The sequence below is a fragment of the Nonomuraea sp. CA-218870 genome, assembly GCF_050936535.1.
GTDB classification, from domain to species: Bacteria; Actinomycetota; Actinomycetes; order Streptosporangiales; family Streptosporangiaceae; genus Nonomuraea; species Nonomuraea corallina.
The window spans coordinates 1607535-1631872 of record NZ_JBNJMN010000001.1; the positions used below are offsets into that span (position 1 = coordinate 1607535).

Here is a 24338-nt window from a genome sequence, read left to right on the forward strand (position 1 = left end):
GCCGAGCGCTGGTGGGGACCCCAGAGCACGAGCCCGGGGCGGCAAGATGACGGCGGCTGGGAGTTCGGCATCGAGTCCGCGTGCGACCGGTGAACGCGGCTTCTGTCCGCGAACGGTGACGTCACGAACGGTTAACAGCTCTCTGGGAAGTTCTCCAACGTCGTAAAGTTTGCCTCGTCGGGCTTCGTTAGGACACGTGGGGAAGTCGAATGCCGCACATCTCGCCGCTAGTCGCCGGCGACCCCTCCCAGCTGGGGTCGTTCCGGCTGACCGGAAGAATCGGCGAGGGCGGGCAGGGCATCGTCTTTCTCGGGGTGAACCAGCACGGTGAGCGGGCCGCCGTCAAATTGCTGCACGTCAAATTCACCGGTGACAAGAGCGCCCGATCCCGCTTCGCCCGCGAGCTGAAGGCGGCCGAGCGGGTGGCGTCCTTCTGCACCGCCCGGGTGATGGAGGCCGACCTCGACGGCGACACCCCGTACATCGCCAGCGAGTACATCGACGGGCGGGCGCTGCGCGACCTCGTCGACACCGACGGACCGCTCACCGGCACCGCGCTGGACCGGCTGGCCATCGGCACCGCCACCGCGCTGACCGCCATCCACCACGCCTCGATCATCCACCGCGACCTCAAGCCCGACAACGTGCTCATCGCCGCCGACGGGCCGCGCGTGGTCGACTTCGGCATCGCCCGCATCATCGACTCGACCGGCACGATCACCAGCCGGGCCATCGGGACTCCCGCCTACATGGCGCCCGAGCAGATCGCCGGCGAGGAGATCGGGCCGTACACCGACGTGTTCGCGTGGGGGGCGACGATCGCGTTCGCCGCCACCGGCACCGCCGTGTTCGAGGGCAACTCGATCGCGACCGTGCTCAACCGGATCCTCACCCACGAGGTGGACGTGGAGATGATGCCGGAGCCGTTGCGCGGCGTGGTGCGGGCGGCGCTGTCCAAGTCGGCCGCCGACCGGCCCTCCGCCGACCAGATCCTGCTGCGGCTGCTCGGGCAGCCCGAGACGGTCGGCGCGTCCACGGCGCTGCTGACGCGGGGCGTGCAGGCGGCCGGCGACGACACCACCCCGTTCAGCCGCGTCTCGGTCACCGACCACCCCGCCCCGGACGGGCCGGCCGTCACGGCCTTCCCGGCCCTCTCCGGCCGCACGTCCACGCCCGGCGGTCCCGGCGGTACGGGCGCGCACGGCGGTCCCGGTGGTACGGGCGCGCACGGGGGTCCCGGTGGTACGGGCGCGCACGGGGGTCCTGGCGGTACGGGCGCGCACGGGACCGAGGGGGTTCTTCCGGTCGGCGGACCGCGGCCGCCCGCGCCGTCCCGGAGGCGGAGACGGGTCACGTGGTGGGTGGCGTCGGCCGTCGTGCTGTGCATGCTCGCGGCGCTCGCCGCGGTGGCCTTCCGCAACGGCTGGACGCTCGCCCTCGGCCAGGATTCCGGGTCCAGTGCGAGCGTCCAGCCGCTGCCCTCCTACACCGGCGTCGCCGAGAAGGCCGCCGGGACCGGCAAGCTCGTGATCGGGGTCAAGGGCGACCTGCCGGGGGTCGGCCTCCGGCGCGGCGGCACGTTCGAGGGCTTCGACGTCGACGTGGCCCGCCACATTGCCGAGGGGCTGGGCGCCCGCGAGGTCGAGTTCGTCGCCGTCTCCCCGGCCGGCCGGGCCCGCGCCCTGGCGGAGGGCAAGGTCGACCTGGTCGTGGCGACGTACTCCATCGTCGAGGACCCCCAGGTCGCCTTCGCCGGCCCTTACTACCTGGCCCACCAGGACGTGCTGGTGCACAAGGGCCCCATCGACTCCATCCGCGACCTGAAGGGCAAGCGGATCTGCGGCGTCAACAGCCCGTCGGTGGGCGCGGTGCAGGACCGCGTGGACGTTCACCCGGTGCCCGCGAGCAACTACGCCGAATGCATGAACATGCTGCTCAACGGCACCGTGGACGCGGTGCCCGGCGACGACGTCATCCTGGCCGGGTTCGCCGGTCGGGAGAACGTGCGCTTCCGCGTGCTCGGCGCCGAGCTCACCGACGAGCGCTACGGCGTCGGCCTGCGCGCCGGCGACGTGCGGACGTGCAAGGCGATCTCCGGCGTGGTGGCCGACCTCTACCGCACGGGTGTGATCAAGAAGCTGCTGGCGAAGCACTTCGGCAACGTGGAGTTCAAGCCGGAGGTGAAGGTGCCCGCGATGGAAGCCTGCGAATGACGACCGGGTAACATCCGAACGTCAACAGACCAGCTTGCGAGTTAGGGGAAAGGCCATGGCCACGCCCGTAAAGGTGACCGTCACCGGCGCTGCCGGACAGATCGGCTACGCGCTGCTGTTCCGCATCGCGTCGGGCCAGCTGCTCGGGCCCGACGTCCCGGTGAAGCTGAGCCTGCTGGAGATCCCGCAGGCGGTCAAGGCCGCCGAGGGCACCGCCATGGAGCTCGACGACTGCGCGTTCCCGCTGCTGTCCGGCATCGAGATCACCGATGACCCGGCCGTCGCGTTCAACGGCACCAGCGTCGCCCTCCTGGTCGGCGCCATGCCGCGCAAGGCCGGCATGGAGCGCGGCGACCTGCTCGGCGCCAACGGCGGCATCTTCGGCCCGCAGGGCAAGGCCATCAACGACCACGCCGCCGACGACATCCGGGTGCTCGTCGTGGGCAACCCCGCCAACACCAACGCGCTCATCGCCCAGCAGCACGCCCCCGACGTGCCGGCCGAGCGGTTCACCGCGATGACCCGCCTCGACCACAACCGCGCGATCTCGCAGCTCGCCGCCAAGCTCCAGGTGCCGGTGACCGAGATCAAGAACATGACGATCTGGGGCAACCACTCCGCCACCCAGTACCCCGACCTGTTCCACACCGAGGTGGGCGGCAAGTCCGCCGCCGAGCAGGTGGACCAGGAGTGGCTGCGCGAGACGTTCATCCCGACGGTCGCCAAGCGCGGCGCCGCGATCATCGAGGCCCGCGGCGCCTCGTCGGCCGCCTCGGCCGCCAACGCCGCCATCGACCACGTCTACGACTGGGTCAACGGCACCGACTGGACCTCCGCCGCGGTCGTCTCCGACGGCTCCTACGGGGTGCCGGAGGGCCTGGTGTCGTCGTTCCCGGTGCGCGCGGTCGACGGCAGGTTCGAGATCATCCAGGGCCTGGAGCTCGACGCGTTCTCCCGTGAGCGCGTCGACGCCTCGGTGCGGGAGCTCGCCGAGGAGCGCGACGCGGTCAGGTCGCTGGGCCTGATCTGAGCCGTACGCACGGGGCAGGCGCGCGTCCGCGAGGGCGCGCGCCTCGTCATCTCCCCGGTGCGCGCCCCGTCATTTTCCGGTGGCCGCCGGGCAGCTCGACGACGCCGGAACGGTCGTCAGCGGAGCCGGAGTGGCGAACACCACTCCGGCCGCGGCCATCGCGCAACCGGTCACGATGACGGCGCCGAAGAGCGCCTTCGTCACCCTTGGTGAAAAGGTCCTCACATTTCGATATCACAGCACATCTTCACCCGTCACAGGGGTCAAATCCCGGAAAGCGCCTCCCAGGCGTCCGAGACGATGTCCCGCAGCTCCGTGCGCTCCGGCTTCCAGCCCAGCTCGCGCTGGATCCGCTCTGAGGAGGCGACCAGCACGGCCGGATCCCCCGGGCGGCGCGGGCCGACCACGGCGGGGATCTCGTGGCCGGTGACCGCGCGGCAGACCTCGATCACCTCCCGCACGGAGAAGCCGGTGCCGTTGCCCAGGTTGAAGATCTGGTGCTCGCCCTCCCGGCACGCGCCCAGCGCCAGCAGGTGGGCCGTGGCCAGGTCGGCGACGTGGATGTAGTCGCGCACACATGTGCCGTCGGGCGTCGGGTAGTCGGTGCCGAACACGCTGACCGACTCGCGCTCGCCGGTGGCCACCTTGAGCACGTTGGGGATGAGGTGGGTCTCGACCGTGTGGCGCTCGCGGTAGCGGCCGTACGCGCCGGCGACGTTGAAGTAACGCAGGCTGACCGCCCCCAGCCCGCGCAGCCCGGCGAAGGCCGTCAGCGCGGTGTCGACGGCCAGCTTGGAGGCGCCGTAGGGGTTGGTCGGCCGGGTGGGGGCGCTCTCCGGGATGGGGGAGCTCTCCGGCTCGCCGTACGTGGCCGCGGTCGAGGAGAACACGATCTTGCGTACGCCGCGCTCGTGCATCGCCTCCAGCAGCGCCAGCGTGCCGCCGAGGTTGTTGGCCCAGTAGCGGCCCGGCTTCTCCACCGACTCGCCGACCAGGGACTTGGCGGCGAAGTGGAGCACCGCGTCGACGCCGTCGAGCGCCTGGCCGGCGTCCTCGATCGAGGCCTCCACGAACGTCGCACCGTCCGGCACCGCGTCCGCGTGGCCGGTGGACAGGTCGTCGAGCACGATGACCTCGTGGTCCGCCGCCACGAGCTGCGCCGCGACGACGCTGCCGACGTACCCCGCGCCTCCGGTGACCAGCAGCCTCATGTTGACTCCCGTTCGAATCTGTTTGATTTTGTACGGCTTGCGGTTCAGCATACGCGGGAACGGCCCCGTATACGCTGCCAACCACCATGTTTGACACCGTCGCGGCCAACATCGTCGTGGTTCTGCTGTTCATCCTGGTCGGCGGATTCTTCGCCGCCGCCGAGATCGCCATGGTCTCGCTGCGGGAGAGCCAGGTGCGCAAGCTCGCCCAGAAGGGCCGCCGCGGCGAGCGCGTGGCCAAACTCGCCCGCGACCCGAACCGCTTCCTGTCGGCGGTGCAGATCGGCGTCACCGTCGCGACCATGCTCTCGGCGGCGTTCGGCGCCGACCGGCTCAGCGTGCAGCTCCTGCCGGTGCTCGAAGGCTGGGGCGTGCCCGCCGCCCTCGCGTCCGTGCTCGCGCTGGTGCTGGTCACCCTGGCCATCTCGTACGTCTCCCTCGTGCTCGGGGAGCTGGCGCCCAAACGCCTCGCGCTCCAGCGGGCCGAGGGCCTGTCGCTGATCGTCGCCCCCTTCCTGGACCGCCTCGCCGGGCTGTCGCGGCCGGTCATCTGGGCGCTGTCCAAGTCCACCGACGGCGTCGTCCGGCTGCTCGGGGGCAACCCGCAGGCCGACCGCGAGGAGGTCACCACCGAGGAACTGCGCGACATGGTCGTCGGCCACGCCGAGCTGACCCCCGACGAGCGCAACCTGATCGCCGAGGTGTTCGCCGCCGGCAAGCGGCAGCTCCGCGAGCTCATGCTGCCGCGCACCGAGGTCGAGTTCATGGAGGCCGACACGCCCCTGGCCGAGGCCGCGGTGCTGGCCGCCGCGCTGCCCCACTCGCGCTTCCCCGTCTACCGCGAGTCCTACGACGAGGTCATCGGCTTCGTGCACGTCAGGGACCTGCTCGACCCCGTGCTCACGGGCCGCACCGAGCCGCTCAGCGAGCTGGTGCCGATCCGCCCCGCCAAGTTCGTGCCCGCCTCCAAGCGGCTGCTCACCACGCTGTCCGAGATGCGCGACGAGGGCCAGCACATGTGCATCGTCATCGACGAGTACGGCGGCACCGCGGGCATCGTCACCATGGAGGACCTGGTCGAGGAGCTCATCGGCGACATCAGGGACGAGTACGACGTCGTGGACGAGTCCGTCATCCTGCCCACGGGCGCGATGGAGATCGACGGCCTCACCAACCTCAACGACTTCGCCGACGAGACCGGCATCCGCCTGCCGGACGGCCCGTACGAGACGCTGGCCGGCTTCGTCATGGCGATGCTCGGCCGCGTGCCCGAGGTGAACGACTCCGTCGACGTGGACGGCTTCGAGCTGACCGTCATCGAGCTCGACGGCCGCAGGATCGCCAGGGTGAGGGTGAAACGCCGCCCCGTCGCCGAGTCGCCGCCCGAAGCTGATTCCTGACACAATGGAGGGCTATGGCCAGACCTCGTGTTCTCTCCGGCATCCAGCCCACCGCGGACTCCTTCCACCTGGGCAACTATCTGGGTGCGGTCCGTCAGTGGGTCACGCTGCAGGAGACCCACGACGCGTTCTACTGCGTGGTCGACCTGCACGCGATCACCGTGCCCACCGAGCCGGCCGCGCTGCGCCGCCGCACCCGCGTGGCCGCCGCCCAGCTCTTCGCCGCCGGGCTCGACCCGGAGCGCTCGACGGTGTTCGTGCAGTCCCACGTCCGCGAGCACGCCGAGCTGGCCTGGATCCTCACCTGCCAGACCGGCATGGGCGAGGCCGCGCGGATGACGCAGTTCAAGGACAAGTCGGCCCGCTACGGGGAGAGCGCGGCCAGCGTCGGCCTGTTCACCTACCCGATCCTGCAGGCCGCCGACATCCTGCTCTACCAGGCCGACAGCGTGCCCGTCGGCGCCGACCAGAAGCAGCACCTGGAGCTCACCCGCGACCTCGGCCAGCGCTTCAACCACCGCTTCGGTGACACCTTCACGATCCCTGAGCCGTACATCCTGAAGGAGGTCGAGAAGATCACCGACCTGCAGGACCCGTCGGCGAAGATGTCCAAGTCCTCCTCCAGCCCCGCGGGCATCCTGGACGTCCTGGAGCAGCCGGGGCCGCTGCGCAAGAAGATCATGCGGGCCGTCACCGACACCGAGACCGAGATCCGCTTCGACGAGGAGAACAAGCCGGGCATCTCCAACCTGCTGCGCATCCAGTCCGCGCTGACCGGCACGCCCATCCCCGACCTGGTGGCCCGATACGCGGGACAGGGTTACGGGACCTTCAAGAAGGAAGTGGCCGAGGCGGTCGTCGACGCCTTCGCGCCGATCCGCGAGCGCACCGAGAAGCTGCTGGGCGACGAGGCGGAGCTGGACCGGATGCTGGCGGTGGGGGCCGAGCGCGCCCGCGCGGTGGCCGGGAGGACCATGGCCGAGGTCCGCGACCGGGTGGGCTTCCTGCCGACCTTCTGACCGCGCGGACGGCCTGCCTCGTCGGAAGCGGTGTTCCTTGTCATCGACCGTCGATACCGAGGCCCGGCTTGCCGATCACCGGGGCAGGCGTGCCGGTCGTGGGGCACGTGCCGCGCGGCACGGCGCGGATGAGCGAAGAGCGGGAAGGGGGCAGGTGATGTCGCCTGCGGACGTCGAGGGACACGCCATCGCCGTCCACCTGGACCGGCTGCTCGCCGAGCGCGGCATGACGCTGACCGAGCTGGCCGAGCGGGTGGGGGTGACGCTGGTCAACCTGTCCATCCTCAAGAACGGGCGGGCCAGGGCGGTCCGGTTCTCCACGCTGACCAAGCTCTGCGAGGTGCTCGGCTGCCAGCCCGGCGATCTGCTCGCGTACGAGCCCGACCGCGCCCGCGACTGACCGGGGCCCCGCCGTCTCCAGGAGCCGGCGGCCCTCGGGGGCGCTGATGGGCGGAGAGCCATAGTGCGGCTTTCAATCTGCCGAAGCTCGCCCTGGCAATCTGCCGAAGATCACTGAAGGCTTGAGCGGCCCGTCGAGCGGGAATCCCCCGGCGCGGAATGATCGCCGAGGGGATATGAACGTCGCCTCCAGGGCAGGTCTGGGGCGTGAGCACGAGCCTGGCCGGGCGGATCCGGTCCGCGAAGAACCGGGGCGGGCGGCTGGTGGAGGGCTGGCGCGTGCGCAGGCCGTCCGTCGACCACCTCATGAAGACGGTCCGGCGTTACCAGGCGCAGTCGGGCGACCGGCTGGCGGGCGCGGTGACGTACTTCGCCTTCCTGTCCTTCTTCCCGCTGATCGCGCTGGCGTTCGCCCTGCTGGGATACGTGGTGACGGCCAGCGAGGCGGTGGCGGAGGCGCTGGAGACGGCGATCGTGCAGCGGCTGCCCGGCCTGGCGGGGGCGATCGACCTGAACGCGATCAAGGACGCCAAGGCGACCGCGGGCGTCATCGGCCTGCTGGGCCTGCTCTACGCGGGGCTGGGCGCGGTGGACGCGCTGCGCGGGGCGCTGCGGGAGATGTCCATGACCACCTCGCCGCCGCTCTCGTTCGCCCTCGGCAAGCTACGCGACCTGGTCTCGCTGATCCTGCTGGGCCTGACGCTCATCGTGTCGGTGCTGGTCGGCGGGCTGGCGACGCAGGCCACCAAGGTCGTGGCCGACTTCCTGTTCGGCGGCGCGTCGCCGCTGGCGACGGCCGCGACCGGGCTCGTCGGCGTGGTGGGCAGCGTCGGCGCCGACTGGCTGCTGTTCATGATCGCGTTCGGCTGGGTGGCCAGGCCGGCCCAGCCGTTCCGGGTGCTGGCGCAGGGCGCGCTGCTCGGCGCGATCGGGTTCGGCCTGCTCAAGCAGCTCGCCTCGCTGCTGCTCGCCTCGACGCTGTCCAACCCGGTCTACGGCGCGTTCGCGGTGGTGGTCGGCCTGCTGCTGTGGATCAACCTCTCCGCCCGGCTCATCCTGTACGTGGCCGCGTGGACCGCCACGGCCGGAGGCGCGCCGCCACCGGCCCCCTCACCCGTGCCCTCGACGGACGCGCCGGAGCCCGCCGACGCGTCATAGCCTCCTGTGCCTGCGGTACATGCCGTAGCCGAGCCAGGCCAGCCCGAACAGCAGGGCGCCGCCGATCACCAGCGAGCCCGTGGTGCGGGTGCTGTCCGTCTGCTCGGACGCCGCGGTGTCCATCATCGGCTCGCGGGTGGGCGCCGGGGTCGCGTCGGGCGTGACGGCCGGCGCCGCCTGCTGGACCGGCTCGTCGGGCAGCGGGTCGACGAGCTGCCCGACGGGCGTCACCTTGCCCCGGGCGGCGAAGCCCCAGTCGAGCAGGTCGGCCACCTCGTCCCAGAAGTAGCCCTCGTGCTTCATGATCGACACGATGATCGTCTGGCCGTTCCTGGTGGCCGCGCCGACGAACGTGCTGTGCGCCTTCGACGTCCAGCCGTTCTTGACCCCGATCATGCCCGGGTAGCGCCAGAGCAGCTTGTTGTGGTTGCTGATCTCGTACCACTTCTTCGGCGCCGGGAACCTGGCCGTCTTCGTGCTCACGTACCGCCGGAAGTCCGGGTTGGACAGGCCCGCCCTGGCGATGAGCGCCAGGTCGTACGCGGAGCTGCTCTGGCCCGGCTTGTCGAGGCCGCTGGGGGTCTTGGCCACGGTGTCGTTGGCCTGGAGCCGTTTCGCCTCGGCGTTCATGTCGCTCATGGTCTTCGCCAGGCCGCCGTTCGCCTCGGCCAGCGCCATGGCGGCGTCGTTGCCGGAGGACATCATCAGGGCTCTGAACAGGTCCTCGACCTTGTAGATCGGTCTGGACTGCAGTCCGACCGCGCTACCCTCCTGGTTGACGGCGTTGCGGCTCGGCTTGACCTTGAGGTTCTTGTCGAGCTTGGTGATCAGCGTGGCCGCGGTGAGCATCTTGAGCGTGCTCGCCGGGCGGTAGCGGCCGTGCGGGTCCTTCGCCGCCAGCACCTGCCCCGTCTCGTGGTCGGCGATCACGTACGAGGTCGCCTTGGTCTTCGGCGGCGCCTTGAACCCGCCGGGCTTGACCAGGCCGCGGACGGCCATCAGGTCGCCGCCGACAGGCGGCGGGGTCGGGGTGGCCTGTGCCGCCCCGGTGAACGTCACCGCCGCAAAGAGTGCCGTGATAGGCACCAGTTTCATCCACATCGCGAACTCAGCGTAGCTTCGTGTCGTCGCCCATGTGCCGACACATCCCCCGAAGATCCGCTTCAGATACTAGAGAGATGGTCATGTCACGAAAGATCGCCGGATTCCTCATCGCGCTGGGCGCGTTCATGGTGGTCGAGTGGATCAACCTGGGATTCAACCTCGCCGACGGGCACGCCACCGGCTTCTACGTGGTGCACGGGATCCTCATCGTCGTCAACGTCGTGCTGGGGATCGCGCTGGGCCTGATCGGCTGGCGCGGCCTGCGCGCCCGAGGCCGTGACGGGTCAGCCGGCCTTGGCCAGCAGTAACGCGATGTCGTCCCGCTTCTCCGCCGGGCGCTGCGCGGTGACGATCATGTCGCAGATCCGCTCGATGCCCCGGGGAGGGCCGCTCAGCAGCGAGCACAGGCTGTCCAGCCCCTCGTCGATGCCCTGGTGCCGGCTCTCCACCAGGCCGTCGGTGTAGAGGGCGAGCATGCCGCCCGGCGGCAGGTCGACGGTGCGGGTCTCCCACTCCCCGACGTCGACGCCGAGCGGCAGGCCGGGCACGACGGACACGGCGGCGGCCCTGCCCGCGGGCTCGACCAGCACCGGCGGCACGTGGCCCGCGCTGGCCATGGCGATCTTGCCGGACGTGCGGTCGTACGTCGCGTACAGGCAGGTCGCGATCTGGTCGGAGCTGAGCTGGTGGGCCACGCGGTTGAGCCGGAACAGCAGCTCGGCCGGGTCGAGGTCGAGGCTGGCCAGCGTCTGGGTGGCGGTGCGGAGCTGGCCCATCGTCGCCGCGGCGCGGATGCCGTGCCCCATGACGTCGCCGACCACGAGCGCCGTGCGGTCCTCGGCCAGCGGGATCACGTCGAACCAGTCGCCGCCCACCTCGGCCAGGTCACTGGCCGGCAGGTAGCGGTAGGCGATCTCCAGGCCGGGAGGCCGCTGCAGCCCGGTCGGCAGGAGGGAGCGCTGGAGCATGAGCGCGGTGCGCCGCTCGCGCTCGTACAGCCGGGCGTTGTCGATGCAGATCGCGGTCCGCGCGGCCAACTCCTCGGCCAGCGGGATGTCCGTCTCCTCGAAGGGCTCGCTGCAGTCGCGGCGCAGCAGCACCAGGAACCCGAGCACGTTGCCCCTGGCCAGCAGCGGTGTGACGAGGAAGGAGCACCCGGGGAGCAGGCGGGCGATGACCGGCCGCTGGAACGCCTGCGCGTTCTCCTCGCCGACGGCGCGGTCCAGCCGGGGCACCAGCACGGTCTCGGCCGTGGCCATGGCCTGCCCCTGCGGGAGGTACGGGGGATAGACGCACACCTCGTCGACCGGGAACGCGTCGTCCCACTCCCACGGGTCGTGCGTCGCCGCCGCCGTGGCCACGCGCCGCACGAGAGCCGAGCCGTCCTTCTTGCGGGCCGGGAACTCCCCTTCGGTGATGAGCCGCTCCTGCACCATGATGCCGCCGGTGTCGGCCAGCCGGGGGACCGCGACGTCCATCACCTCGCGGCAGGTCTCCTTGATGTCGAGGGTGCTGCCGATGCGGCTGCTCGCCTCGTTCAGGAAGGCCAGCCGCTCGTGGGAGGCGGCGGACGCGCTCATGCGCAGACGCGCGCGGCTGCGCGGGTCCTTGATCAGGAAGTACGGCTCCACCGGAGCGCCTCCTCCAGCCCATACGTGACTCCGCTATTAACGCACAGTTCCGTGGCGGAATCAGCCGCAGAGGGCGCGACGGGTCCGGAGGTGCAACTCGTCCGCCTGCTCACGGGAGTCGGCGATCGAGGTGAAGCCGAACTTGCCGTGCTCGGGGATGGCGCCGAGCAGGTGGAAGACGTTGCCGGTGCGGGTGTCGTGGTCGAAGCCGAGGCCGAGCCGGTCGGCCTCGCGCAGGACGTGCTCCGGGGTGCGGCCGCGCAGGCACTCGGCCGAGCAGTTGTCGGTGGCCGTGTAGTACTTGGGCCGGCCGTCGGCCATCAGCAGGCCGGTGCCGGGGTCGTAGACGCCGCCGGTGGTGAGCAGCGCGGCACCGTACGGGTGGGTGGTGCCGCCGATGCGCAGGTTGATCTCGCACAGCAGCGCCGCGTAGCCGGCGTCGGTCTTCATGGCGAAGAAGTCCATCCCGAACAGCCCGATCACGCCTTTGGCGGCCAGGGCGCGGGCGATGCGGGCGGCGCAGTCGCCGACCTCGGCGCGGTACTCCGGCGCGGCCGGGAAGGTGCAGCCCTGGTAGACGTGGTTGTTCGCGCCGCCGAGCACCTGGTCGTGGGTGGCGAGCACGTCGTAGTGCCCGCCGGGGGTGATGCGGGCCAGCGCGCTCGGGTGGTAGAGGGGCCGGTGCTCGATGAACTCCTCGACGACCGCGCCGCGCTCGCGGACCTTCTCGGCGAAGGTGGCCCAGGTCTCGCCCTCGGCGGCGAAGCTGGTGCCCGGCAGGTCGCCCCTGGGCACGATGGCGTTGCCGAGACCGGAGTAGGCGTCGTTCACCTTGACGATCAGGCGCTCGCCGGGCAGCGACTCGATCGCGTCCTGGATGTCGGCGATCGTGTAGAGGTCGCGGAAGCCGCGCGCCATCGGCACGCCGGCCTCGACGCCGATCTCCCGCGAGCCGCTCTTGGAGCCGTAGTAGGCGAACGACGTGGCCGGGCCGTAGAGAGGCACGCTGAGTAACGAGGCGAGTTCCTCCTCCAGTTCGCTCAGCACGAAGGGGACCAGCCAGGCGTCGCCGTCGATCGCCGCCTTCACCTGCTCCACGACGTCGGGACGGGAGAGTAGCGTCCGGGTGAGGGGCTGCGCGTCGGGGGTGTCGAGACTGATCAGGGTCAGCCTCTTGGCGGCCTCCTCGGGGTCGGGCAGGAAGCCGACGTAGTAGTCGACGATGGCGGGGTCGATCGGCGCCGACGACAGGTAGATCACTTTCACGCCGGGTTCGCGGAGCGTCATCAGGAGGAAGAGCAGGCGTTCCTCGTAGCATCGCGCGCCCGTGATGCTGCGGAGCTCATCCTGGGGGAGGGAGAGCGAGGGTACGACCACCAGGGTCCCCTCGCCCGGCTCGAAGATGCTCAACCCAGCATACTTCTCCCCGAACGGGATGTTAGTGATCATAATGCGAGTGAAACACGCATTTCCCCCAAATGCAGCCATCGCGGTAGTGTGATGACCATGGCCGAAAGTGACACGATTCGGAATCGGTCACCACGTTTGGGAGTCGCGGCCCCGGGTGACGATCTAATGATCCCTTGTGACCGTTTTCGAGTCACGTGATCTGTCACTCTCGGTGACCATCGATGGTTACGGGCATGTCGTCGGCTAACTTTTGGTGTAGTCGTCAGCAAGAAGCCCCATGAGAGCGATAAGGTCGGAGCATCGCCAGGTTCCACGGCCGACCGCTGTGATCCGGGCTGTAGCGGTTGTCCTCAACAGGCGACCGAGAGTCGTGCCCCGCGCTGACGATCCCCGATGACCTCCGGGTGTGCGGCAATCGTGACTGGCCGGACGGCTGCTCCGACAGAACAGTCGACCACAGTGGGACAAGTACGAATACGGCGCTATTTGCCGTGCGATATGGGCAGTAGACGACGCACGGCACGGGACGGGATGGTGACTGATGCAGGGGCGTGAGCTTCGAGGGGAACTCGACGCGTTCCTGGCGGAGACCGAGCAGGATCTCGTGGCGTTCCGCCGCGACCTCCACATGCATCCAGAGCTGGCCTTCGCTGAATACCGCACGACCCAGCGGATCGCCGAGCGGCTCGTAGCCGCGGGGCTGACCCCGACGGTGCTCCCGCGCGGCACCGGCATCATCTGCGACGTGGGCAGCGGCGACGGTCCCACCATCGCGCTGCGCGCCGACATCGACGCACTGCCGCTCCAGGACGAGAAGGACGCGCCCTACCGCTCCACCGTCCCCGGCTCCTGCCACGCGTGCGGACACGACGTGCACACCACGATCCTGCTCGGCACCTCGCTCTTCCTCGCCCAGCAGGCCGCCGCCGGGCTGCTGCCCGGCCGGGTGCGCCTGATCTTCCAGCCCGCCGAGGAACTGCCGGGCGGCGCGCTGGAGGTCATGGCCCACGGCGGCATCAGCGGCGTCGACCGCATCTTCGGCCTCCACTGCGACCCCCGGGTCGACGTGGGCCAGCTCGGACTGAAGAGCGGCCCGATCACCTCCGCCTGCGACAAGGTCGTCATCCGGGTGTCCGGCCCCGGCGGTCACACCGCCCGCCCGCACCTCACCGCCGACCTGGTCTTCGCGCTGGCCAAGGTGCTCACCGAGCTGCCCGCCGCGCTGTCCCGCAGGATCGACCCGCGCTCCTCGCTCAGCCTCGTCTGGGGCCGGGTCGAGGCCGGCACCGCCGCCAACGCCATCCCCGACGACGGCGTGGCCGAGGGCACGGTCCGCTGCCTCGACGAGGAGGCCTGGCACGCCGCGCCCGACCTGATCAAGGCGCTGCTGGAGTCGGTCGCGGGCGCGTACGGCATCGAGGCCACGATGGACTACACCCGCGGCGTGCCGCCGGTGGTCAACGACGAGGACTGCGTGCAGATGCTGGGGGAGGCCGCGGAGCGCGCCCTGGGCGCGGGCGCCGTGGTGTCCACGTCGCAGTCGCTCGGCGGCGAGGACTTCGCCTGGTACCTGGAGTCGATCCCCGGCGCGTTCGCCCGGCTCGGCACCCGCTCGCCGGAGACCGGGGTCACCTACGACATCCACCAGGGCACGTTCGACATCGACGAGCGGGCGATCGCGATGGGCGTGCGGGTCATGGCGACGACCGCGCTGACCGCCCTGTTCGAGAGCACCCGCGTGCCGGCGGCGGACGAGATCACCTCCGCGCTGGCCTGACGAGCGCCGGACGGCGGCGGGAGACTCCGGTCTCCCGCCGCCGTCGCATGTCAGGAGATCCTGCCGAAGACCACCGGCAGCCGCACCGACGAGTGGCCGGGCGACAGCGTCACCTCGGTGCCCGCCGGGTAGCGCAGGGTGTAGTCGTGGTCGGTCGAGATGATCACGACGCCGATCCTGTGCCCCTTCTTGAACAGGTAGTCCTGGGGCTGGAAGTCCCAGGTGAACGTGTACTCCTTGCCCGCCCGGATCGGCTCGGTCCGGTCGGCGGCCTTCCGGTTGCGCACGTCGAGCCAGCCCCGGCTGACGATCTTGTACGGGGTCTCGGCCGTGCCCAGCCGGCGCAGCACCGTGCAGCCGGTGTCACCCGGCACGCCCTGGCCGTAGCAGTACTCCTGGCCCGTCGACACCAGCCTGCCGTCCGGCCGCGTGTCGGTGCCGTAGTCCACGAGCAGCGCGGTCAGGAACGGCGAGGCGCCGTTCCGCATCGAGGCCCGCACGCTGACCGTCGGCGTGCCGGAGATCCGCACGTCCGTCGGCAGCGCGCCGGTGAGGTACGCCAGCCGGTTCGGGTCGGCGGCCGGGGCGTTCTCCACCAGTTCCTCCGCCGTGCGGGTCTTCTGGTCCACGAACGACTCGCGCGCCGAGAGGGGACGCGGCAGCAGGCCGAGCTTCGAGCCCGAGCCCATCCACAGCCGCACCGGCGCGGCGCCCGGCAGCGGCCACGACCGGTGCTGACCCCACACGCCCGCCTCGATCTCCACGTCCGCCTGCGGCTCACGCATGATCCCGCTGTCGATCCCGTACAGCCAGTGGTCGAACCAGCCGTGCAGCTGGCGCAGCCACTCGACGGTGCGCAGGCTGAACGGGTTCATGTGGGTGCCCTGGTGCAGCCAGATCTTGCGCGGCACGTTCCGCTGGGCCAGCGCGTACCACCACTGGGCGGCCTGCTTGGTCTTGACGTTCCAGTCGTTGAGCCCGTGCACCAGGAAGACGCTGGCCCGGACCTTGCGCACGTCGTTGAGGTAGTTGCGGTCGTCCCAGAAGTCGTTGTAGTCGCCGGTGATCCTGTCCTGGGCGGAGGTCAGGTGGTCCATGACCGGCCCGCACACCTCCTGGCCGTTCTCCCGGGTGAGCACGTACTTGGCCAGCACGTCGGCGTCCTCGCCCTGGAACCCGCCGGGCGCGACCACGCCGCCGTTGGCCCGGTAGTAGTCGTACCAGGAGGAGATCGCGGCGATCGGCACGATCGTCTCCAGGCCCTTCACGCCGGTCGCGGCCACCGCGTTCGGCAGGGTCCCGTTGTACGAGACGCCGATCATGCCGACCTTGCCGGTGGACCAGGTGGCCTCGACCGGCCGGCCGTCGGCGTCGAAGCCCTTGGCGCGGCCGTTCAGCCAGTCGATGGCGGCCTTGGGCCCGGCCGTCTCGTTGCGGTCGCCGGTGGTGGGGCAGCCGGTGGCGCGTCCGCTGCCGAGGTTCTCGACCAGGGCGACGGCGTAGCCGCGGGGCACGAAGTAGTTGTCGTAGTAGGAGTCGAACGGCTCGCTCGACAGCTTGCTCCGCCCTCGCAACGTGCTGGGCAGCGGGTTGCCGTGCTCGTCGACGTCCACGACGTGGTTGGCGACGTCGTTGCCGCCCGCGTAGTAGGGGCTGGCCTCCATGATGACCGGGACCTTCAGCCCCTGGTCGGTCTCCTTGGGCCGGAGGATGTCGACGGCGACCCGGTCGGGGCTGCCGTCGCTGTCGCTGTCGGTTCCTGCGACCTCGACGAAGACGGTCTGCTTGATCGCGTCGGCGCGGGAGAAGACCGGTTGGGTCGCGCCTCCCTCGATCTTGATGGCGGGGGTGTCCGCCGATGCCGCGGGGGTCGCGGACGCCATGGTGAGCACCATGGCCGCGGCCAGCGGCACGGCGATTGCCTTCCAGGGGTGCATGGCTGGACTCCTGAGTGGTGGCCCCGGTTGGGGAATGCCCTGCCATGATCGATCCCCCCGGACCGGATGGCGAGGCCCAAAATTGGGCAAAGCTTCGTAGGGCAGGTGGGGACGCATCCAGGTCACAGTCCCGCTTGAGGTCGATAACGGAGCGGTTGCGACCCTGTGTGCCGGTTTGGTATGGCCTGGTCAACCAACTATCTTCCGTGCAGGGTTGCCGTGCATTTCTTCGCGCCTGCGATGAAGTTTGACGGCGGGGAAATGGAAGGAGTCGCCTTGCTCAGCAAGCGATTCGGCAGGTTGGCGACCGGCACGCTGGCCGGTGCCATGCTCATGGCGGCCGCGGCTTGTGGCGGCAGTGGCAGTGGTGGGGACACGACGGCGAGCACCGCGCCCTCCGCGGACACCAGCGCTCCGGCGGGCGGTCCGCTCAAGGTCGGGCTCGCGTTCGACATCGGCGGACGCGGCGACAAGTCGTTCAACGACGCCGCCTACGCGGGCCTGGAGAAGGCCAAGACGGAGCTGGGCGCGGAGATCAAGGAGCTCAGCCCGGCCTCCGACGGCTCCAACCGCGGTGAGCTGCTGACCCAGCTGGCCGACGCGGGCTACAACCCGATCATCGGCGTCGGGTTCGCCTACGGCGAGGACATCAAGAAGGCCGCCGAGGAGTACCCGGAGATCCAGTTCGCGGTCGTCGACTCGGGCTCCAACGCCCCCAACGTGACCGGTCTGCTCTTCGCCGAGGAGCAGGGCTCCTACCTGGCGGGCGTCGCGGCCGCGCACAAGGCCGAGAGCGGCCACGTGGGCTTCGTCGGCGGTGTCGAGAACGATCTGATCAAGAAGTTCCAGGCGGGCTTCGAGGCCGGCGTGAAGTCGGTCAAGAGCGACGCCAAGATCGACGTCAAGTACCTCACCCCTGACGGTGACTTCACCGGCTTCCGCGCCCCCGACAAGGGCAAGGTCGCGGCCGAGAAGATGTACCAGGACGGCGCCGAGATCGTCTACCACGCCTCCGGCGACTCCGGCCTCGGCGTGTTCCAGGCGGCGGCCGCGGCCAAGAAGAAGGCCATCGGCGTCGACTCCGACCAGCGCCAGACGGTCAAGGAGACCAACCTCCAGGAGGTCATCATGACCTCCATGCTCAAGCGCGTCGACGTCGGCGTGTTCGAGTTCATCAAGGCCTTCCAGGGCGGCGCCAAGGGCGGCAGCGACGTGATCTACGACCTGAAGGTGGACGGCGTCGGCCTGTCCACCACCGGCGGTGAGATCGACGACCTCGCCGACAAGATCGAAGCTGCCAAGAAGGACATCGTCGACGGCAAGATCACGGTCCCGACCACCCCGTGATCTGAGGAACGCCTCTCCGAGGGCCCGGCGTCCCGTGACCCGGGCCTTCGGCCTGTATCTGCCCAAGGAGAGATCGAATGAGCGGCCGATGAACCCTCAGATCGCCGCCGCGGTGCCGCCCGCCGTCCAGCTGGAGGGCATCACCAAGCGCTTCCCCGGTGTCGTGGCCAACCACGACATCAGCCTCACCGTCGAAGCCGGGACGGTGCACGCGATCGTCGGGGAGAACGGCGCCGGCAAGTCGACGCTGATGAAGATCCTCTACGGCATGCAGAAGCCGGACGAGGGCACGATCAAGGTGGACGGCCAAGAGGTCTCCTTCCGCACGCCGAGCGACGCCATCCACGCCGGCATCGGCATGGTCCACCAGCACTTCATGCTCGCCGACTACTTCACGGTGCTGGAGAACATCGTGCTGGGCGCCGAGCCGAGCACCGCGGGCGTGCTCGACAAGGCCGGCGCCCGCCGCCGCATCAACGAGCTGGCCGAGCGCCACGGCCTGCGGGTCGACCCCGACCGGCTTGTGGAGGACCTCGGCGTCGGCGACCGCCAGCGGGTGGAGATCCTCAAGGTCCTCTACCGCGGCGCGCGCATCCTCATCCTGGACGAGCCGACCGCCGTGCTCGTCCCGCAGGAGGTCGACGAGCTCTTCCAGAACCTGCGCGAGCTCAAGGCCGGCGGCCTCACCGTCATCTTCATCTCGCACAAGCTCGACGAGGTGCTCAGCATCGCCGACGCGATCACCGTGATCCGGCGCGGCACCACGGTCGCCGGCGTCGACCCCGCGGGCACCACCGCCCGCCATCTCGCCGAGCTCATGGTCGGCAGCGAGCTGCCCACCCCCGAGACCCGCGAGTCCACGGTCACCGACACCGTCATGTTCCAGGCGTCCGGCCTGACCATGGAGGCCGAGGGCGGCCGGCGACTGCTGGACGACGTGTCGTTCCAGATCCACCAGGGCGAGATCGTCGGCATCGCGGGCGTCGAGGGCAACGGGCAGTCCGAGCTGATCGAGGCCATCATGGGCATCCGCCCGGTGGGCGGCGAGCTCAGCCTCGGCGGCGAGGACATCGCCGCCTGGCCCACGCGCCGCCGCCGCGAGGCGGGCATCGCCTACATCCCCGAGGACCGCCACCGTCAGGGCCTGCTGCTGGAGGCCAGCCTCTGGGAGAACCGCGTGCTCGGCCACCAGACCAGGCCCCCGGCCCGCCGCGGCATCTGGATCGACCGGCGCGCGTCCAGGGCCGACACCCAGCGCATCGTCGAGGAGTACGACGTGCGCACCCCCGGCGTCGACACCCTGGCCCTGGCCCTGTCGGGCGGCAACCAGCAGAAGCTCATCGTCGGCCGCGAGATGAGCGGCGACCCCAAGGTGCTCATCGCCGCCCACCCCACCCGGGGCGTCGACGTGGGCGCGCAGGCCGCCATCTGGGAACACCTGCGCAACGCCCGCGCCGCCGGGCTGGCCGTGCTGCTCATCTCGGCGGACCTCGACGAGCTGATCGGCCTGTCCGACACGCTGTACGTGATCTATAGAGGGCGGTTCGCCGCCCGGCTCGACCCGTCCGGCGTCACGCCGGAGCGGCTCGGCGGCTACATGACCGGTGCCATCACCGGCACTGAGGAGGCGTGATGCCCGCGGGGCTCTTCAGGGCGCTGCTCACCGTCGCGGGCGCCGCCGCGGCCATCGTGCTGGCCATCGGCATCTCCAGTGTGGCGATCGTCGCCGCGGGCGCCAGCCCGGCGGCCGCGTTCGCCGCGTTCTTCGACTTCGGCGCCACCGAGAAGGCCGTGTCGACCAGCATCGCCGACATGCTCAACCGGGCGGTGACGCTGTTCATCGCCGGCCTGGCCGTGGCCATCGGCTTCCGGATGAACCTCTTCAACATCGGCGTCGAGGGCCAGTACCGCATCGCGGCCATCTGCGCCGCCTTCGTCGGCTCGACGTTCGTCGCGCCCGCGCCGATCCAGATCGCCGTGATCATCATCGTGGCGGCGGCCGCCGGCGGCCTGTACGCGCTGATCCCGGCCGTGATGAAGGTGACCCGGGGCGTCAACGAGGTCATCTCCACGATCATGCTCAACTACATCGCGATCAACCTGGCCGCGTACCTGGTCCGCGGCCCGTTCGCCGGCGAGCGGGCGGAGGGGCAGCTCACCACGAGCACGCCCGCGCTGCCCGAGTCGGCGTGGTTCCCGAACGTGAACGTGCTGCTGGAGATGTTCGGCCTGCCCGCGCCGCGCGGCGACGGCCTGTGGGGCTTCCTGATCGTCGCCGTCCTGCTCGGCGTCGGGATCTGGCTGGTGCTGGAGCGCACCAGGTTCGGCTTCGAGGTCAAGGCCAGCGGACTCAACGCGCCGGCCGCGCTCGCCTCCGGCGTCGACCCCAAGAAGATGGTCATCTCCGCGATGGTGCTCTCAGGAGCGGTCGCGGGCCTCATCGGCCTGCCCGAGCTCCTCGGCGACGAGCACGCCTTCGGCTCCAACTTCACCCCCGGCCTGGGCTTCCTCGGCATCGCCGTGGCCCTGCTGGGCCGCAACAAGCCCGCGGGCATCGCGGTGGCCGCGCTGCTGTTCGGCTTCCTGGACCGGGCGCAGGGTCCGCTGCAGTTCGCGGACGTGCCGCCCTCGGTCATCACGATCATGCAGGGCACCATCGTCCTCCTGGTGGTCATCGCCAACGAGGTCACCAGCAGGGTCGCGCTGCGGCGCGAGGAACGGCGGGCCGCCCAGGCGCTCGGCAGGAACACTCCCGTTGAGGTGGCAGGATGACCAGGACCCGCAAGTACCATCTGGCGCTCATCGGCGTCGCCGCGGCGATCCTGCTGGTGTCGCTGATCCGCCTGATCACCGGGGCCAACGAGATCACCTCGTCCGGCACGTTCGCGGCCGCGCTCATGCTGGCGGTGCCGATCGGGCTGGCCGGGCTCGGCGGCCTGTGGGCCGAGCGGGCCGGCGTGGTCAACATCGGCCTCGAAGGCATGATGGTGCTCGGCACGTGGTTCGCCGGCTGGGCGGGCTACCAGTGGGGCCCCTACGCGGCGCTCGTCGCCGGGCTGCTCGCGGGCGCGATCGGCGGCCTCATCCACGCCATCGCCACCGTCACCTTCGGCGTCGACCACATCATCAGCGGCGTGGCCATCAACCTGCTCGGCCCCGGCGTCACCCGGTTCCTGTCCGAGGTGCTCTACAAGGAGGGCAGCCACGCCAACCAGGCGGGAGCGGGCATCACCACCTCGCCCGCGCTGTCGTCCGCGGCGCCCGAGCTGAGCCTGCCGCTGCTGTCCGACGGGCCCGACTGGCTGGGCAGCCTGGAGAGCACCAGGTGGTTCCTGCTCGGCGACCTGGCGGGCATCCTGCGCGGGCTCACGCACAACGTGAACGTGCTGGTCATCCTGGCCGTGCTGATGCTGCCGCTGACGTTCTTCGTGCTCTGGCACACCTCGTTCGGGCTGCGGCTGCGCTCGGCGGGCGAGAACCCGTGGGCGGCCGAGTCGCTGGGCGTGAACGTCTACCGGATCAAGTACATCGCGGTGGTCATCTCCGGCGCGTTCGCCGGACTGGGCGGCGTGTTCCTGGTCTTCGTCAGCACCAAGTACGTCGAGGGCCAGACGGCCGGGCGCGGCTTCATCGGACTCGCCGCCATGATCTTCGGCAACTGGCGGCCCGGCGGGCTCGCGGCCGGCGCCGCGCTCTTCGGGTACGCCGACGGCCTGCAGCTGCGCAGCCAGGGGGCGATCACGTCCTTCCTGCTCCTGGGCGCGATCCTGCTGCTGGTCTACCTCGGCGTCAGGCTCCGTAAGGCGGACGGGCTGTCGGCGCTCGGCGCCAGGGACTACACGGTCATGGGCGGCGCCGTGGTGGGCGCGGCCGGGCTCTTCTGGCTCTGGCTGACCGTCGACCGGCTGCCGAACGAGTTCGTCTTCATCACGCCGCACGTGCTCACGCTGCTGGTGCTCCTCGTCGCGTCGCAGCGGCTGCGGATGCCCAAGGCCGACGGCGTACGCTACCGACGGGGGGAACAGCATTGATCATCGATTGGGACTCTCTGCGCGCCAAGGCCGCGGAGGCCATGCACCACGCCTACGCTCCGTACTCGAAGTTCCCGGTCGGCGCCGCCGCGCTGGTCGACGACGGGCGCGTGGTCACCGGCTGCAACGTGGAGAACGCCTCCTACGGCGTGGGGCTGTGCGCCGAGTGCGGGCTGGTGTCCGCGCTGCAGGCGTCCGGCGGCGGCCGGCTGCTGGCCTTCACCTGCGTCGACGGCCATGGTGAGCTGCTCATGCCGTGCGGCCGCTGCCGGCAGCTGCTGTTCGAGTTCGGCGGTGCCGACCTGCTGGTCGAGACCGTCGACGGGCCCAAGCGGATGGCCGAGATCCTGCCGTACGCGTTCGGCCCCGACGACCTGTCCCGGGTGTCGTGATGGACGTCATCGAGGTCATCGTCGCCAAGCGCGACGGCGGGGAGCTGACCGGCGCCCAGATCGACTGGGTGATCGACGCCTACACGCGCGGCGAGGTCGCCGACGAGCAGATGGCCGCGCTGGCGATGGCGATCCTGCTCAACGGCATGAACCGGCGTGAGATCGCCGGCTGGACCCGGGCGATGATCGACTCCGGCGAGCGGATGGACTGGTCGGCGCTCGACCGGCCCACCGCCGACAAGCACTCCACCGGCGGCGTCGGCGACAAGATCACGCTGCCGCTGGCGCCGCTGGTCGCCGCCTGCGGCGCCTACGTGCCGCAGCTCTCCGGCCGCGGCCTCGGCCACACCGGCGGCACGCTCGACAAGCTGGAGTCGATCCCCGGCTGGCGGGCCTCGCTCTCCAACGACGAGATGCTCGGCGTGCTGCGCGAGGCGGGCGCGGTCGTCTGCGCCGCCGGGTCCGGGCTGGCCCCCGCCGACAAGAAGCTGTACGCGCTGCGCGACGTCACCGGAACCGTCGAGTCCATCCCGCTCATCGCCTCGTCGATCATGTCCAAGAAGATCGCGGAAGGCACCGGGGCGCTGGTGCTGGACGTGAAGGTGGGCTCGGGGGCGTTCATGAAGACCCCGGAGCGGGCCCGCGAACTGGCCGAGACCATGGTCGCGCTCGGCGCCGACGCGGGCGTGCGCACGGTCGCGCTGCTCACCGCCATGGACCGGCCGCTCGGCCTGGCCGTGGGCAACGCCCTGGAGGTCGAGGAGTCGGTCGACGTCCTCGCGGGCGGCGGGCCGTCCGACGTGGTGGAGCTGACCGTACGGCTCGCGCGGGAGATGCTGGAGGCCGCCGGGGTGTCCGGCAAGGACCCGGCCGACGCGCTGCGCGACGGGTCGGCGATGGACGCCTGGCGGCGGATGATCGCCGCCCAGGGCGGCGACCCGGACGCGCCGCTGCCCCGCGCGGGCGAGACGCTGACGGTCGAGGCGCCGTCGTCCGGCGTGCTGACCCGGCTGGACGCCTACGCGGTGGGCCTGGCCGCCTGGCGGCTCGGCGCGGGCCGGGCCCGCAAGGAGGACCCGGTCTCGGCGGGCGCCGGCGTTACCCTGCACGCCAAGCCCGGAGACCGGGTCACCCGGGGCGAGCCGCTGCTGACCCTGCACGCCGACGACGCCGCCCGGTTCGAGCGGGCGCTGGCGGCGCTGGACGGCGGCTACGAGGTCGGCGAGACGGCCGGCGACGCGCTGCCGCTGGTCATCGAGCGGATCACACCGTGATGAACGCGTACAGCGCCCGGTGGTTCGACTTCGTGCTGTTCACCGTGTGGTCGACCGGCGACGGCCGCACGGCGCCCTTGACGAACAGGTAGTCGATCTTCCTGGAGCCCAACGTGGGCTTCGCGCCGTAGCCGGTCATGCCGTAGCCGCCGAGCGTGGTCCTGGCGATGCCCGTGCGGTTCGCGTCGACGCCGACGACGCGGATCGTCGAGGCGTTCATCAGCCTCCTGGCGTCCGCGCCGAGCCGGATGCCGGAGCCCGCCAGGCCCGTGTCGCCCGGCCCGGCGCAGGCGTTCCTGCGGTTCTCCTGGGGCAGGTGCATGGAGGCCGCGAACACCGGCGTCCCCGTCGCCCGCATCGTGAACCTCGCCGCGATGGCGCTGGTGCGCTTCCACTTGTAGGCGTACGCGGCGCCGTCGTCGTTGCTGGGCGGCTTGTACAGGGTGCACCCGGCCCCGCCGGCGTACGAGGTGCCCGGCTTCAGCCAGCCCGCGCTCCAGTACTTGGAGGTCTCGGCCAGCTTCAGCGTCCTGGTGTTGTAGATGATCCCGTTGGTCTGACGCTTCTTCAGGTCGCCGAGCGACTGCCGGTCGCAGTGGTGGGATCCGCCCCACGGCTGCGGGTCGTCCCAGGCGACGATCGCCTTGAAGGTGCCCGCCGGGTAGCCGAACTTGGCGGAGAGCTGGTCGGCGTAGGCCCTGGCCTGCCCGATGCCGCGCACCTGCTGGACGATCAGCAGGTCGGGCGCCCGCACGCCGGACGTGCCCGTCCTGCCGCTGTCGTCGACCAGCATCGAGGTGAGGTGGGCCGGGCCCGAGATCCGGGTGCACGACCCGTCGGCGTTGTTCATCACCAGGTTCTCGATGTTGTCGTTGTAGACCCGGAGGACCTGGTCCGTCTCCCGCGCGTGCGCCGCGGGCGTCGTGACCGCGGCGGTGAGCACGGCGGTCGCCGCGACCGTCTTGACTGAGCGGTGTAAGAAGAACATCGCCGCAGCGTACCGGC

General features: G+C 70.7%; 21 protein-coding genes. 14 read left to right on the forward strand and 7 right to left on the reverse strand.

The window, feature by feature from the left end; translation table 11 throughout:
• Window positions 1–209: 209 nt before the first annotated feature.
• Both ACQEUU_RS08115 and ACQEUU_RS08120 read left to right on the forward strand, forming a co-directional pair.
• Window positions 210–2213, forward strand: a complete 2004-nt coding sequence (locus ACQEUU_RS08115; RefSeq protein ID WP_433062364.1) for a serine/threonine-protein kinase — start codon at window positions 210–212, stop codon at window positions 2211–2213.
• Between the two features lie 55 nt (window positions 2214–2268).
• On the forward strand, window positions 2269–3243 hold the full coding sequence (locus ACQEUU_RS08120; RefSeq protein ID WP_433062367.1) for a malate dehydrogenase: 975 nt from the start codon (window positions 2269–2271) through the stop codon (window positions 3241–3243).
• 69 nt (window positions 3244–3312) lie between these two features.
• Here the strand turns inward: ACQEUU_RS08120 and ACQEUU_RS08125 are convergent, their stop codons facing one another.
• Both ACQEUU_RS08125 and galE read right to left on the reverse strand, forming a co-directional pair.
• The gene (locus ACQEUU_RS08125; protein WP_433062369.1) at window positions 3313–3447 is read right to left on the reverse strand and encodes a hypothetical protein; all 135 of its coding nucleotides are present in this window, start codon (window positions 3445–3447) and stop codon (window positions 3313–3315) included.
• A gap of 59 nt (window positions 3448–3506) precedes the next feature.
• Window positions 3507–4454 (reverse strand): UDP-glucose 4-epimerase GalE, encoded by a 948-nt coding sequence (gene galE / locus ACQEUU_RS08130; protein WP_433062371.1) that lies wholly within the window; start codon window positions 4452–4454, stop codon window positions 3507–3509.
• An 86-nt stretch (window positions 4455–4540) separates the two neighbouring features.
• On the opposite strand from galE, the gene ACQEUU_RS08135 reads away from it, so the two are divergent.
• The 4 genes from ACQEUU_RS08135 to ACQEUU_RS08150 all read left to right on the forward strand — a co-directional run bounded on the left by ACQEUU_RS08135 (window position 4541) and on the right by ACQEUU_RS08150 (window position 8430).
• The gene (locus ACQEUU_RS08135; protein WP_270153792.1) at window positions 4541–5854 is read left to right on the forward strand and encodes a hemolysin family protein; all 1314 of its coding nucleotides are present in this window, start codon (window positions 4541–4543) and stop codon (window positions 5852–5854) included.
• A gap of 14 nt (window positions 5855–5868) precedes the next feature.
• Window positions 5869–6873: a tryptophan--tRNA ligase gene (gene trpS / locus ACQEUU_RS08140; RefSeq protein ID WP_433062373.1), complete on the forward strand. Its 1005-nt coding sequence runs from the start codon at window positions 5869–5871 to the stop codon at window positions 6871–6873.
• A gap of 157 nt (window positions 6874–7030) precedes the next feature.
• Window positions 7031–7273: a helix-turn-helix domain-containing protein gene (locus tag ACQEUU_RS08145; RefSeq protein ID WP_433062375.1), complete on the forward strand. Its 243-nt coding sequence runs from the start codon at window positions 7031–7033 to the stop codon at window positions 7271–7273.
• A gap of 206 nt (window positions 7274–7479) precedes the next feature.
• A complete protein-coding gene (locus ACQEUU_RS08150) occupies window positions 7480–8430 on the forward strand; it encodes a YihY/virulence factor BrkB family protein (RefSeq protein WP_433062377.1) in 951 nt (316 codons plus the stop codon).
• Here ACQEUU_RS08150 and ACQEUU_RS08155 read toward each other — a convergent pair.
• Window positions 8425–9489, reverse strand: a complete 1065-nt coding sequence (locus ACQEUU_RS08155) for a D-alanyl-D-alanine carboxypeptidase family protein (RefSeq protein ID WP_433062379.1) — start codon at window positions 9487–9489, stop codon at window positions 8425–8427. The genes ACQEUU_RS08150 and ACQEUU_RS08155 overlap by 6 nt on opposite strands.
• A 125-nt stretch (window positions 9490–9614) precedes the next feature.
• On the opposite strand from ACQEUU_RS08155, the gene ACQEUU_RS08160 reads away from it, so the two are divergent.
• On the forward strand, window positions 9615–9842 hold the full coding sequence (locus ACQEUU_RS08160) for an SCO4848 family membrane protein (RefSeq protein WP_433062381.1): 228 nt from the start codon (window positions 9615–9617) through the stop codon (window positions 9840–9842).
• Here ACQEUU_RS08160 and ACQEUU_RS08165 read toward each other — a convergent pair.
• Window positions 9819–11165, reverse strand: coding sequence for a PP2C family protein-serine/threonine phosphatase (locus ACQEUU_RS08165; RefSeq protein ID WP_433062384.1), 1347 nt, complete (start codon window positions 11163–11165; stop codon window positions 9819–9821). The two genes, ACQEUU_RS08160 and ACQEUU_RS08165, sit on opposite strands and share 24 nt — an antisense overlap.
• Window positions 11166–11225: 60 nt before the next feature.
• A complete protein-coding gene (locus ACQEUU_RS08170) occupies window positions 11226–12614 on the reverse strand; it encodes a peptide ligase PGM1-related protein (protein WP_433062387.1) in 1389 nt (462 codons plus the stop codon).
• Between the two features lie 502 nt (window positions 12615–13116).
• On the opposite strand from ACQEUU_RS08170, the gene ACQEUU_RS08175 reads away from it, so the two are divergent.
• Entirely contained in the window at window positions 13117–14352 is a 1236-nt protein-coding gene (locus tag ACQEUU_RS08175; protein WP_433062390.1) for a M20 family metallopeptidase, read from the forward strand.
• A 50-nt stretch (window positions 14353–14402) separates the two neighbouring features.
• On the opposite strand, the gene ACQEUU_RS08180 is transcribed toward ACQEUU_RS08175, so the two are convergent.
• Window positions 14403–16289 (reverse strand): Xaa-Pro dipeptidyl-peptidase, encoded by a 1887-nt coding sequence (locus ACQEUU_RS08180; protein ID WP_433062393.1) that lies wholly within the window; start codon window positions 16287–16289, stop codon window positions 14403–14405.
• Window positions 16290–16565: 276 nt separating this feature from the next.
• On the opposite strand from ACQEUU_RS08180, the gene ACQEUU_RS08185 reads away from it, so the two are divergent.
• The 6 genes from ACQEUU_RS08185 (at window position 16566) to ACQEUU_RS08210 (ending at window position 23333) form a co-directional block, all read left to right on the forward strand.
• Window positions 16566–17636 carry a BMP family lipoprotein gene (locus ACQEUU_RS08185; RefSeq protein WP_433062396.1) on the forward strand — a complete coding sequence of 357 codons (1071 nt, stop codon included), beginning with the start codon at window positions 16566–16568 and terminating at the stop codon, window positions 17634–17636.
• An 88-nt stretch (window positions 17637–17724) separates the two neighbouring features.
• Window positions 17725–19269, forward strand: coding sequence for an ABC transporter ATP-binding protein (locus ACQEUU_RS08190; protein WP_433062399.1), 1545 nt, complete (start codon window positions 17725–17727; stop codon window positions 19267–19269).
• Window positions 19269–20408 (forward strand): ABC transporter permease, encoded by a 1140-nt coding sequence (locus tag ACQEUU_RS08195; protein WP_433062402.1) that lies wholly within the window; start codon window positions 19269–19271, stop codon window positions 20406–20408. The genes ACQEUU_RS08190 and ACQEUU_RS08195 overlap by 1 nt, the downstream gene beginning before the upstream one ends.
• Window positions 20405–21667, forward strand: coding sequence for an ABC transporter permease (locus ACQEUU_RS08200; RefSeq protein ID WP_433062405.1), 1263 nt, complete (start codon window positions 20405–20407; stop codon window positions 21665–21667). The genes ACQEUU_RS08195 and ACQEUU_RS08200 overlap by 4 nt, the downstream gene beginning before the upstream one ends.
• Entirely contained in the window at window positions 21664–22059 is a 396-nt protein-coding gene (locus tag ACQEUU_RS08205) for a cytidine deaminase (protein WP_433062408.1), read from the forward strand. Before ACQEUU_RS08200 ends, ACQEUU_RS08205 begins: the two co-directional genes overlap by 4 nt.
• Window positions 22059–23333: a thymidine phosphorylase gene (locus tag ACQEUU_RS08210; RefSeq protein WP_433062411.1), complete on the forward strand. Its 1275-nt coding sequence runs from the start codon at window positions 22059–22061 to the stop codon at window positions 23331–23333. The genes ACQEUU_RS08205 and ACQEUU_RS08210 overlap by 1 nt, the downstream gene beginning before the upstream one ends.
• Here the strand turns inward: ACQEUU_RS08210 and ACQEUU_RS08215 are convergent.
• Entirely contained in the window at window positions 23323–24321 is a 999-nt protein-coding gene (locus tag ACQEUU_RS08215; RefSeq protein ID WP_433062414.1) for a hypothetical protein, read from the reverse strand. The genes ACQEUU_RS08210 and ACQEUU_RS08215 overlap by 11 nt on opposite strands.
• Window positions 24322–24338 lie beyond the last annotated feature (17 nt).

Excerpts from the sequence above, each read along its gene's own strand:
- ACQEUU_RS08115 (WP_433062364.1), top strand. The coding sequence starts at position 210 with ATGCCGCACATCTCGCCGCTAGTCGCCGGCGACCCCTCCCAGCTGGGG.
- ACQEUU_RS08190 (WP_433062399.1), top strand. The coding sequence starts at position 17,725 with ATGAACCCTCAGATCGCCGCCGCGGTGCCGCCCGCCGTCCAGCTGGAG.
- ACQEUU_RS08195 (WP_433062402.1), top strand. The coding sequence starts at position 19,269 with ATGCCCGCGGGGCTCTTCAGGGCGCTGCTCACCGTCGCGGGCGCCGCC.
- ACQEUU_RS08210 (WP_433062411.1), top strand. The coding sequence starts at position 22,059 with ATGGACGTCATCGAGGTCATCGTCGCCAAGCGCGACGGCGGGGAGCTG.
- ACQEUU_RS08200 (WP_433062405.1), top strand. The coding sequence starts at position 20,405 with ATGACCAGGACCCGCAAGTACCATCTGGCGCTCATCGGCGTCGCCGCG.
- ACQEUU_RS08120 (WP_433062367.1), top strand. The coding sequence starts at position 2,269 with ATGGCCACGCCCGTAAAGGTGACCGTCACCGGCGCTGCCGGACAGATC.
- galE (WP_433062371.1), bottom strand. The coding sequence starts at position 4,454 with ATGAGGCTGCTGGTCACCGGAGGCGCGGGGTACGTCGGCAGCGTCGTC.
- ACQEUU_RS08160 (WP_433062381.1), top strand. The coding sequence starts at position 9,615 with ATGTCACGAAAGATCGCCGGATTCCTCATCGCGCTGGGCGCGTTCATG.
- ACQEUU_RS08215 (WP_433062414.1), bottom strand. The coding sequence starts at position 24,321 with ATGTTCTTCTTACACCGCTCAGTCAAGACGGTCGCGGCGACCGCCGTG.
- ACQEUU_RS08170 (WP_433062387.1), bottom strand. The coding sequence starts at position 12,614 with ATGATCACTAACATCCCGTTCGGGGAGAAGTATGCTGGGTTGAGCATC.
- ACQEUU_RS08135 (WP_270153792.1), top strand. The coding sequence starts at position 4,541 with ATGTTTGACACCGTCGCGGCCAACATCGTCGTGGTTCTGCTGTTCATC.
- ACQEUU_RS08180 (WP_433062393.1), bottom strand. The coding sequence starts at position 16,289 with ATGCACCCCTGGAAGGCAATCGCCGTGCCGCTGGCCGCGGCCATGGTG.
- trpS (WP_433062373.1), top strand. The coding sequence starts at position 5,869 with ATGGCCAGACCTCGTGTTCTCTCCGGCATCCAGCCCACCGCGGACTCC.
- ACQEUU_RS08175 (WP_433062390.1), top strand. The coding sequence starts at position 13,117 with ATGCAGGGGCGTGAGCTTCGAGGGGAACTCGACGCGTTCCTGGCGGAG.
- ACQEUU_RS08145 (WP_433062375.1), top strand. The coding sequence starts at position 7,031 with ATGTCGCCTGCGGACGTCGAGGGACACGCCATCGCCGTCCACCTGGAC.